Raw genomic sequence first — 9,665 nt, forward strand, 5'->3', positions numbered from 1 at the left:
TCAGGGTCGGCCTGTCTGGTCCGTTCTGGGCTGCTCTGGTCTGGGCTGCTCTGGTCTGAGCTGCTCGGTTCTGCTCTGGTCCGTTCTGGGCTCCACCACCACCGCCGTACCGTAGGCCAGCACTTCCGTCACACCGTCGGTGATCTCGTTGGCGTCGTAGCGCATCGCCAGAATGGCGTTGGCGCCGCGTTCGCGGGCGTGCTGGACCATCAGCTCGTAGGCTTCCTGGCGGGCCTTCTCGGCCAGTTCGGAGTAGAGGGTGATGTTGCCGCCCAGGATGGTTTGCAGCGAGGCACCGATCTGCCCCAGCACGCTGCGGGAGCGCACGGTCAGGCCGCGCACCATGCCCAGGTGCCGCGCCACCCGAAAGCCTTCGAGGTCGTTGGTGGTGGTGACGATCAACTCAGGCACGGGCATTCACCGGAAAAAATGACGTGGACATACCGGTCAGTATGGCGCAGCCAGAGCAGGGTTCCGCTCCCTTTGCTGGACCCCTCACTGATTGCTGGACCCCTCACTGAACGACCGTGCCCGCACCTGCCAGCGCGGCACTGACTGGCTCACCGGCCCTGGCGTCCCCGAAGATGACGCGGCCCACGCCGCCCGCCACCGCCTCCGCCGCGCCGAGCACCTTCTTTTTCATGCGGTCCTGGGCGAATTCCATATACGTCTCCACGTCGGCGGCGGGAATTCGGCGAATCAGGCTGGCCTCGTCGGGAAAGTCGCGCAGCAGGCCCGGCACGTTGCTCAGCAGCAGCAGCGCCTCGGCCTTCAGGGCCACGGCCAGGGCGGCGGCGGCGCGGTCGCCGTCCACGTTGATGGCCACGCCCTCGTAACTGGCGGCGGGCGGGCTCAGCACCGGCAGGTAACCGGCATTCAGCAGCAGCTCGATCAGACCCACGTTGACCTTCTCGACGGTGCCGGTGTGGTCGCCGCGCAGCACCAGCGTCTTGCCGTTTTCGACCACCCGCACGCTGCCTTTGTGGCGACCCTCGAAGATGCGCCCGTCGAGGCCCGATAAGCCCACGGCGTTGACGTTCAGGCGCTGGAGCCGCTCCACGATGCCCTTGTTCATCTTGCCGCAGTAGACCATCTCGAAGATTTCGAGCGTTTCCCGGTCCGTGAAGCGCGAGGTGTAGCCGCTGGGGCTGGTGACGAAGCGGGGCGGGTGACCCAGCGCCTGTGCCACCCGGTTGGTCTCGCCGCTGCCGCCGTGGACCAGCACCAACTTTTGCCCTGAGCGCCACAGCCGGGCGATATCGGCGCACACCGCGTCGTAGTCGATGCCCAGACTGCCGCCCACCTTGACCACGATCATCCGTTTACCAGCCAGGAGTTGAAGGTCAGCATCTGAGGGCGAGGCTAGCATGGGCCTGCGCCGACGCGGGCGCGGTGAGCAGACAGGCCGGGCCTCAGCGGACACCTGGCCATACCCGCTTCATGAAACCCCGGCTTCATGAAACCTTGAACGCCGCCGCCGATCCTCTAGACTGCTCGGCAATGCCACCCGCTCAGGCCATCATTCAGATTCTGCTTGTCGAGGACAACGAGCCCGACGTGATCTTGACCCAGGAAGCCTTTCTGGACGCCGGGCTGCCGATCACCCTGCACGTGGCCCGCGACGGCGTGGAGGCCATGCAGTTTCTGCGCCGCGAGCCGCCCTACAGCGGCGCGGTGCGCCCGGACGTGATCTTGCTCGATATCAACATGCCCCGCAAAAACGGCCTGGAAGTGCTGGCCGACCTCAAGGCCGATGTCAAGCTGCGCACCATTCCGGTGGTGGTGCTGACCACCTCGCAGGCCGACGAGGACATTTTGCGCAGCTACCAGAGCCACGCCAGCAGTTACGTCGTCAAGCCGGTGGAGTTCAGCGAGTTTCACAGCGCTATCCAGGCGCTCGGCCAGTACATGCTCAGCACCGTGAAGTTGCCGCCGCGCTCGTAAGGCGAAGCCGTCAGGTCCGGCCTCTCAGGTCTGGTAGGTCAGCAGCGCCTCGCCGGGCTCAGCGGGCAGGCGGCGCAACACAGCCAGCGACTCCGGACTGGTCGAATCGAGTTCAAAGTTCAGGCTCGGCAAACCTTCCTCGCGGGCCTGAGCGACTTCGGAGTATTTCAGGGCCGCGTTCAGCATCTCGGCGTCGTGATCAAACTCAGGCAGCGTGCCGAACCAGTAGACCTCGCCGCCCCCACGTAAGCTGGCGAAGGCGGCCAGGCGACCAGAGCGCCTCGCCGTCCAGATGGCATCCAGATCGTCCAGAAAGATGTTCTCCCACTTGCTCAGCGGGAGATTGCCCGGCGGATTGACCGTGTGGGTCGCCCGGTAATGCTCCAGGTGCGCCAGGGTCAGCTCGGCACGGAACTCCGGCGTGATGACGCGCTCACCCTGGATGGTGTAGCCCAGTGCCCCGACCTGAGACCATTCTGCTCGCCCCCAGTCGGCGGGAAAGGCGCTCAGCGGCACTTCGGGCGTCCAGGTGCGGCGAACGAGGGTGAAGCCCTGTGCCCCCAGAAACGTCCGGACAGCCTGCTGATGCTCCAGCACCTGCACCCGCCAGGGCGTCCCGGCTGGATACGCCGTCTGGAGGTGCGCGAGCAGGAGCGCCGCTTCCCCGCTGAGGGAGGCCGCGCCAGTCAGGCACAGCTTGATGGTCATGCGGTGGGGGTGAACGGTGTTCACGGGTGCCAGGTATCCGGCGCCCAGCAGCGCACCCTCAGCTTCCAGCAGCCAGGCCCAATCGCGGACACGGCCCGGATCATCTTGCCGCACCGTCTTGAGCAGCGCCTTCACAGCGGCCTGATCGGACCTGCGGGCGGCGCGGACGTTCAGGGACATGACCTCACTGTACGGCACTGACTGTACGGCACTGATTGTACGGCACTGACTGTACGGCCTGAAACCGACCCGCGCCCTGTGCCGGGCTAAGGGTAATAAAGCAGTTTCATCAATCCATTTGAAATACAAATCGGTGTGATGTCTCTAGCAATGTGCCCAGAGCAGCGGAGTATACTTGTGACATGATTCAGGAGCAGACGTCTACCTTTTGTCCGGTGTACCGGGCCATCGGGGTGTTGCAGGAGAAATGGGTGCTGCACATCGTGCGCTCCTTGCTGGGCAGCCCCAAGGGCTTCAACGAACTTTCGAGGGCCATCGGCGGCTGCAACAGCGCCACGCTGACTCAGCGCCTGGAGGGCCTGGAGGGCCTGGGCGTCATCAGTAAGGCCACCGATCAGGAAGCCCACGGCAAGCTGGCCCGCAGCATCTACGCCCTGACGCCTGCCGGGCGCGAGCTGCAACTGGTCATCGACGCCATCAGCACCTGGGCGGATGTCCACCTCAGCGAGCCCTTCGGGGACGAGCAACCCTGCGCGAGCTGAGCATCCAGACCGTCGACCGCCCCCGCCGCGCTGCCGGGGCGGTTTTTGTTTTATTTAATTCGGGGTCCAGTTCAGTGCTGCGTTCTCAAGTCTGCGCTCTCAAGTGTGCGGGCCGAACTCGCTGCGAACGTGCCAGTGGCTCTCCCCTTCCGGCTTGACGCACAGGGCCAGCGCGGCGAAGTGCATCTGGTGGTGGGGCCGGGTGAGGGCTTCCAGGCGCTGGCGCAGGCCCGCCGGATCGCCGCCATACGGCTGAATCAGGGTAAAGTGAGGCTGGTAGCTGTCCAGGCCGCGTGGGGTGCGCAGCAGTTGCAGCCGGGCACGCTCATGCGGCGTGTTCCAGCGCCCCTGCGCCGCAGCCGCACTGAACGGCGAGGCGGTCACGAAGGGGGATAGCCGGGCCAGCAGCAGCGTCTGGATGACCGACAGGGCCAGGCTGGGCGTAAACAGGTGGACCCAGGTTTCGCCGCCGTCCCACTCGGCGATGCATCCGCCATGAAGTGACATGACCGCGCCGGGTGACAGGCAGTTCAGGCAGGCCCGCGCCTCGGCCTCGATGGCGCCCAGGTGTTCGGGGCCGGTATAAAAGCCCTCCACGACGGTCAGGTGCAGGCCGTAGGGTCCGGCGTCGCGCTGCCATTCGGGGCGCAGGAAGTCGGGCAATGCCACGTGTTGCCGGGCACGCAGATCGTAGCCGAGCAGCCGGGTGCCGAGCCGGTAGTACTCGCCGCCCGCTGGCGGCACGGCGTAGACGGCGAAGCGGGTGCCGTGTCGGGGGTCAGGGCCGTCACTCATAGACCTAGGCTAGGACAAGGACGTCAGACGGGCGTGCGGGCAGCCTTGAGGATGGTCAGTGAGCGGCCTTCATGCCGGGTTCATGCTGAGGGTAGTGCAGGTTCTGGCAGGCAACTCCCCTACCGCCCCAGCCGCCGCCTCACCGCGCCCAGGTAGCGTCTGGCGTCGCCGACGTTCAACGCGGCGGCCAGGCCGAAGTAGGTCAGCACTCCGGCGCCTCCGGCCAGCGCCAGCACCAGCAGGCTCAGCAGCAGGTGGCCGGGACCGGGGGCCGGGAACGGAGCAGCGACCAGGCGGGCGACGATGCCAGCGATAACGGCCAGGCCGGTGACGCGGCCCACATGCAGCGCCAGCGGGGGCACCGCAAAGCCGAGCTGGCGGCCATACAGGTACAGCAGCGCCACACCGACCAGAAGGCCCGCGAGGGTGGTCGCCAGGCCGAAGCCGAACAGGCCCAGGGCGGGCACCAGCAGGCGGTAGAGGCCGACCTCGAACAAAAAGCCCACGGCGCTGACCACCACAGCCTCGCGGGTGCGCTGGCGGGCGTAGAACGTCCGCAGCAGCACGGTGTTGATGGCCCAGGGAATCAGCGCCAGCGCCCAGCCTCCGAGGATCAGCGTGCCCGCCTCAAAGCGGTCGGGGGGCATGTTGCCTCGCAGATCGAAAATGCCGATGGCGTAGCCGGACAGCGCCAGCAGCAACGCACTGGCCGGGGCCGCCAGGAACGTCACCGTCCGCAGGGTGCTGTAGGTCAGGGCCTTGAAGCCGTCCCAGTCGCTCTCGGCGGCGCGCTGGGAAAAACGTGGAAACAGCGCCAGCGCCGGGCTGATGACGAACAGGCCGTTGACCATGCTAAACAGCGTCTCGGCGTTGGCGTAGGCCGACACCGCGCCGGGCGAGAACAGGGCGCCGTTGGAGAGCAGGCGCTGCACATACAGGTTCAGAACCTGCCGCGCCCCGGTGGTCAGGGTGAACGGCGCCATCTGGATCAGCACCCGTCCCAGCGCCGGGTGGCGCATCAGTTGCGGCGTGGGCAGCAGCCCGTAGCGGCCCAGCGCAGGCAGTTGCACCAGCAGTTGCGCCAGCCCGCCCAGCAGCCAGCTCAGAGAGAGCCAGGTCGCCGAATGCGGAAACAGCACGGTGGCGATCAGCAAAATGACGATGGACACGGCGTTGAAGGCCACCGGGGCGAAACTCGACTCGCGGAAATGCTCGTCGGCGTTGAGCAGGCCCATGGCGATGGAGGCCAGGCTGATCAGCGTCAGGAACGGCATCACCAGCCGGGTCATGTAGATGGCCAGCCCGGTATCGACGTTCGAGTTGCTTGAGAGCAGCAGGCCCACCAGAAACGGCGCCGCCAGGATACCCAGCACCATCAGCACCAGATTCAGGCCGATCAGGGCGCCGGAAAAGGCGCGGGCCAAGGCGCGGCGATCTGTCTCGCCCAGCGATTTATAGATGGGAATGAACGAGTTGACCAGGGCGCCCTCGGCCAGCAGTTCGCGCAGCAGGTTGGGGATGCGCGAGGCGATCGTAAACGCGTCCAGCAATTCGTTGCCGAAGCCGTTGATGAGCTGCTGGCGAAACACGCCCGACAGGCGAGAGCCGAGCGTTCCGGCCATCACGATCAGGGTGTTGCGGGCGGCTGAGCGCGGCGGCGTTGGAACTTCGGAAGGAGCGCGGCCCTCGGCATTGGCCCCTTCCAGGTCGGGCGCGGTCATGGTGCGGGGCGGCGCGGCGGGTAGGAACCCAGCGGCGAGGAATACCCCGGCAACGGGCCAGGGCGGGGGCAGTCAAGGCGGGGGCAAGGGAGGCGGGGCATTGTCAGTACTGTACCCCCACGCCTTCTGAGATGGGACGAGGCGGGGGCGGCACGTGCAAACCCCGGATCAGCGCTTGAAGCCCGCTGCCGGGGGTGCTACACTCCGCTTCGCCAAGGGGTGCGGAGAGGTGCCAGAGCGGTTGAATGGGTCAGTCTCGAAAACTGAAGTATGGGCAACTGTACCGTGGGTTCGAATCCCACCCTCTCCGCCACAAAAAAAGCGCCGCGCATTCGCCTGCGCGGTTTTTTATTGTCGTCGTCGCAAGAAGAATTATTTGTCAGTCTTGTTAGTTGTCAGTCTTGCGCCAAATCAGTTGTCAACGCCGCCGACACGGAATCCTCAGCGCTGGAGTCTCGACTTAACATAGTGTTCCAGAGAGCATTTCCGTGTCCAGCTTTGACCCTGGGAACGCCGATGCGATAGGGTGGCGCGGCCCGTCGTCGTCGTCTCAGAGTTTGCAATCGCCAGATCTAGATCAGCAGTGTACAGCATATGAAAACTTTAGTCCAACTGTAATTCACTGACAGTAAAATAGACTTATTAAAGTACGCACTGGGCTGAATCGACGCCAGCGCACTGCGCCCCGCTCAGGCCGGTTTCTGCATGGAGGTTGTAAGAGATTCTGAGGACAATGAAGGGTGAAAAAAGGACGCCGCATTCATGACCTTAACCGTCAACACCACCCTGCCTGACACCCTCAAAGAACTCCTGCGCAGCCACGCGCCGGGCGCCACACTGCTGGCCTGCGTGGGCAAGGAGACGTTCTCGCTGGGCGCCGACAGCCCGGTGGCGAGCGCTGCCGACCTGACCCCGCCCGACGAGTGGTTCGAGAGCGGCGAACTGGTCTGGATCACCCGTGACGGCGCCCTGCTGGGGCTGCTGTGGTCGGCCCAGGTGGTGCCGGAGGGCACCGTGCAGATGCTGACGCTGTTGCTGGCCGCCGCCCAGAACGACACCGCCCGCCGCGAGGCCGACGTGCTGATTACCCAGCTCCCCGAAGGCGCGGCCTGGCTGAGCGAGGATCTGGTGTTTATGCAGGTCAGCCGAAGGTTTCTGGAGCTGCATCACCTCAACACCGCCCAGATTATCGGCAAGCCGTACAGCACGGTGTTTCCTCTGCGCGAGGTGACCGGGCAACTGCTGGCACAGGCGGCGGCGGGCCGGGCCGTCTTTCAGGACCGCGAGTTGCTGGTTACCCCGGCCCCGCAGCGCCCCACCTGGCTCAGATCCCAGATGCGCCCCTACTACGGCGGCGCGGCGGCGGGCGTGCTGTGGACCATGCAGGACATCAGCCAGGAGGTTTCGCTGGCGTACCGGGTCCAGGCGCTGCTGCTGGGCGCCCGGCTGCCCACGGCGGTCCTGAGCGCCAGCGGCGAGGTGCTGGAGAGAAGCGAGAGCTTGCGCCTGAAGGTACCCGACGCCAGCGAAGCGCCGAGCCATCTGCTGTGGAGCTGGCCGATCTGGCACGACAGCGCCCACGCCGAGGCCCAGCTCAAAGCTGCGCTGGAGCAGGCGCTGGCTGCGCCGCAGCAGCGTTTCGAGCGCCGCCTTCAGGTCCAGGGCGGCCAGGACGCCACCGTCTCGCTGCGCTGGGGCGAGGAGCCGGGCGGCCCCACCGAGCCAGGCAACGCCCTGCTGGTCGCCGAATTCTCCTTTGAGCAAGGCCCAGGTGCGGGCGCGGCCCAGAACTCGCTGCTGGCCGGGGTCATCGCCCACAGCCCGCAGGCCACCCTGCTGCTGGGCAGCGCCGACGACAGCGGTGAGCGCCCGCTGTGGCTGGCCAGCGAGGCCGCCGCCCGGCTCCTGGGCGTCGAGAGCGCGGCCCTGAACGTGCCCGGCGCCGCGCCGCTGAGCAGTGTGCTGAAATCGCTGGGCGTGCAGCTCTCGCGCCCGGACCTGTCGCCGCTCTCGACCATCACGCTGACCACCCAGGCCAGTCTGGACGAGGCCGAGCTGGCCGCCGTGCTGACCCGGCCCGACGGCCTGCGCCGACATCTGCAAATCACGGCGGCCCGGCTGGCCTCCGGCGACGGTGCGGGGCGCCGCGACGAGGCGCTGGCGCTGTATCTGCACGACGTCACGGCGGTCAGGCACCTGGAGAACCGCCTCAAGCACGACGCCGGGCACGACCCGCTGACCGGCCTGCCCAACTGGACCGGGCTGCGCGCCCGCCTGAGTGCCGCCGAGGGCAGCGCCGCCACCAGTGCCACCGAGCTGAGCCTGCTGGCCCTGAGCCTGGACGATTTCAGCGTGCTTCAGGCCGCGCTGGGCCGCCAGGCCGGGGATCACCTGCTGATTCAGGTCGCCGCCCGGCTGCACCACTGGCGCAAGGACACCCAGGTGGCCCGGCTCGAAGGCGAGGAGTTCGTGCTGGTGATGCCGGGCGTGAACATGGCCGCCGCCCTGGAGCGTGCCCGCGAGGTCCAGCACCTGATGACGGCGCCGCTGAAGGTCTCAGGCCGCGAGATGCTGGTCAGCGCCAGCGTGGGGGTCGCCTGCGGCGCGTCCGGCGCCGACACCCTGCTGGAGCAGTCGCGCACCGCCCTGCTGGCCGCCGCCCGCACCGGACGCGCCGGAAGGGCGGCCTACACGCCGGGCCTGATGAGCCGCGAGGCCGGAATGATCGAGCTGGAGCACGACCTGCACGCCGCCGTGCCGGGCCAGTTCACCCTGCTGTTTCAGCCGATGGTCAACTTCGAGTCGGGCCGGGTCCAGGGCGCCGAGGTGCTGCTGAGATGGCAACATCCCACGCGGGGGCTGCTGACGCCGGGCCAGTTTTTGCCGCTGGCCGCCCGCGCCGGGCTGCTGCCGACCCTGGGGCGCTGGGTGGTGGCGCAGGTCAGCGCCCAACGCTCCGAGTGGCAGCGACTTCACGCCAAGCTGCGCCTGAGCATCAATCTGTCCGCCCCGGAGCTGCTGGATCCCGACTTTCTGGCCCACATCGGCGAGCAGGTGCGATTGGTCGGCGGCCTGGACATCGAGCTGAGCGCCGCGAGTCTGATCGGGCAAAACGCCTCGGAGCACACGGCAGCGGCCCTGCGCGAGCTGCGCGACCTCGGCGCCCAGGTCTGGGTCGACGATTTCGGTGACGGGGCGTCGAGTCTGACCGCCCTGGAGCGCTTTGCCCTCAGCGGCGTCAAACTCCACCCCTCCTTCGTCGCCAACGTTCTGGCGGGTCCGCGCCCGCTGGCGTTGCTGGAAGGCACGGTGCAACTGGCCCGCAAACTGAATCTGCACGTCATCGCCGTCGGTGTCGAGACCCAGACGCAGGCCGCCGTGCTGCACGCCGCCGGTTGCCACGCCGCGCAGGGCTTTTTGTACTCCCCGCCGATGGCCCTGGCCGAATTCGAGCGCTGGCTGGGCACGCAGGTGTTGGACTGAAGGGAGGGGGCTTGTGGCGCGTGGCCTGTGGCTTGTGGGAACAGCAGGCGGCTGGACGGGCTCGGGGCGGGTCTGTTGCGTTGGTGGAGCTTCAGCTCGTTGCCAATGCGTCGGCTCCCCCACCCCCCAGCGGGCAGGCCCTTCGTCGTGGACGGACTGTCGTCATGAGCGGACACCCATGAGGGTGCCATTCCTCCCCATGAGGACGCCACTCCTCCCATACGGGTGCCGTTCTGCCCAAGCGGTCAGGCCCCGATGGGGCGCAACTGGCCACAGGTTCGGGGACGGCGTC

At 67.2% G+C, this 9,665-nt stretch carries 8 protein-coding genes and 1 tRNA gene; 4 read left to right on the top strand and 5 right to left on the bottom strand.

Annotation, left to right across the window (positions count from 1 at the left end; translation table 11 throughout):
• Both Q0R23_RS08420 and Q0R23_RS08425 read right to left on the bottom strand, forming a co-directional pair.
• Nucleotides 1-417 (bottom strand): YbjQ family protein, encoded by a 417-nt coding sequence (locus tag Q0R23_RS08420; protein ID WP_293912057.1) that lies wholly within the window; start codon nt 415-417, stop codon nt 1-3.
• Between the two features lie 97 nt (nt 418-514).
• Complete coding sequence (locus tag Q0R23_RS08425) at nt 515-1,318, bottom strand: [LysW]-aminoadipate kinase (protein ID WP_293912070.1); 804 nt, start codon at nt 1,316-1,318, stop codon at nt 515-517.
• Nucleotides 1,319-1,500: 182 nt separating this feature from the next.
• Here Q0R23_RS08425 and Q0R23_RS08430 point away from each other — a divergent pair, with 182 nt between their 5' ends.
• Nucleotides 1,501-1,944 (top strand): response regulator, encoded by a 444-nt coding sequence (locus Q0R23_RS08430; RefSeq protein WP_293912058.1) that lies wholly within the window; start codon nt 1,501-1,503, stop codon nt 1,942-1,944.
• 24 nt (nt 1,945-1,968) lie between these two features.
• Here Q0R23_RS08430 and Q0R23_RS08435 read toward each other — a convergent pair whose 3' ends face one another.
• Complete coding sequence (locus tag Q0R23_RS08435; protein WP_293912059.1) at nt 1,969-2,832, bottom strand: hypothetical protein; 864 nt, start codon at nt 2,830-2,832, stop codon at nt 1,969-1,971.
• Nucleotides 2,833-3,014: 182 nt separating this feature from the next.
• Between Q0R23_RS08435 and Q0R23_RS08440 the strand changes: the two genes are divergently transcribed.
• Nucleotides 3,015-3,374 (top strand): helix-turn-helix domain-containing protein, encoded by a 360-nt coding sequence (locus Q0R23_RS08440; protein ID WP_293912060.1) that lies wholly within the window; start codon nt 3,015-3,017, stop codon nt 3,372-3,374.
• 99 nt (nt 3,375-3,473) lie between these two features.
• On the opposite strand, the gene Q0R23_RS08445 is transcribed toward Q0R23_RS08440, so the two are convergent.
• Nucleotides 3,474-4,169: a hypothetical protein gene (locus Q0R23_RS08445; RefSeq protein WP_293912062.1), complete on the bottom strand. Its 696-nt coding sequence runs from the start codon at nt 4,167-4,169 to the stop codon at nt 3,474-3,476.
• 119 nt (nt 4,170-4,288) lie between these two features.
• Complete coding sequence (gene murJ / locus Q0R23_RS08450; RefSeq protein ID WP_293912064.1) at nt 4,289-5,890, bottom strand: murein biosynthesis integral membrane protein MurJ; 1,602 nt, start codon at nt 5,888-5,890, stop codon at nt 4,289-4,291.
• A gap of 223 nt (nt 5,891-6,113) precedes the next feature.
• Here murJ and Q0R23_RS08455 point away from each other — a divergent pair.
• Nucleotides 6,114-6,203, top strand: a tRNA-Ser gene (locus Q0R23_RS08455).
• 449 nt (nt 6,204-6,652) lie between these two features.
• Nucleotides 6,653-9,373, top strand: a complete 2,721-nt coding sequence (locus tag Q0R23_RS08460) for an EAL domain-containing protein (RefSeq protein ID WP_293912066.1) — start codon at nt 6,653-6,655, stop codon at nt 9,371-9,373.
• Nucleotides 9,374-9,665: the final 292 nt, after the last annotated feature.

The organism is Deinococcus sp. (assembly GCF_025362455.1).
GTDB lineage: Bacteria > Deinococcota > Deinococci > Deinococcales > Deinococcaceae > Deinococcus.

What these genes read in the sequence shown, in the direction of transcription:
- Q0R23_RS08435 (WP_293912059.1), bottom strand. Translation starts at nt 2,832, where the DNA reads ATGTCCCTGAACGTCCGCGCCGCCCGCAGGTCCGATCAGGCCGCTGTG.
- Q0R23_RS08420 (WP_293912057.1), bottom strand. Translation starts at nt 417, where the DNA reads ATGCCCGTGCCTGAGTTGATCGTCACCACCACCAACGACCTCGAAGGC.
- murJ (WP_293912064.1), bottom strand. Translation starts at nt 5,890, where the DNA reads ATGACCGCGCCCGACCTGGAAGGGGCCAATGCCGAGGGCCGCGCTCCT.
- Q0R23_RS08425 (WP_293912070.1), bottom strand. Translation starts at nt 1,318, where the DNA reads ATGATCGTGGTCAAGGTGGGCGGCAGTCTGGGCATCGACTACGACGCG.
- Q0R23_RS08445 (WP_293912062.1), bottom strand. Translation starts at nt 4,169, where the DNA reads ATGAGTGACGGCCCTGACCCCCGACACGGCACCCGCTTCGCCGTCTAC.
- Q0R23_RS08430 (WP_293912058.1), top strand. Translation starts at nt 1,501, where the DNA reads ATGCCACCCGCTCAGGCCATCATTCAGATTCTGCTTGTCGAGGACAAC.
- Q0R23_RS08460 (WP_293912066.1), top strand. Translation starts at nt 6,653, where the DNA reads ATGACCTTAACCGTCAACACCACCCTGCCTGACACCCTCAAAGAACTC.
- Q0R23_RS08440 (WP_293912060.1), top strand. Translation starts at nt 3,015, where the DNA reads ATGATTCAGGAGCAGACGTCTACCTTTTGTCCGGTGTACCGGGCCATC.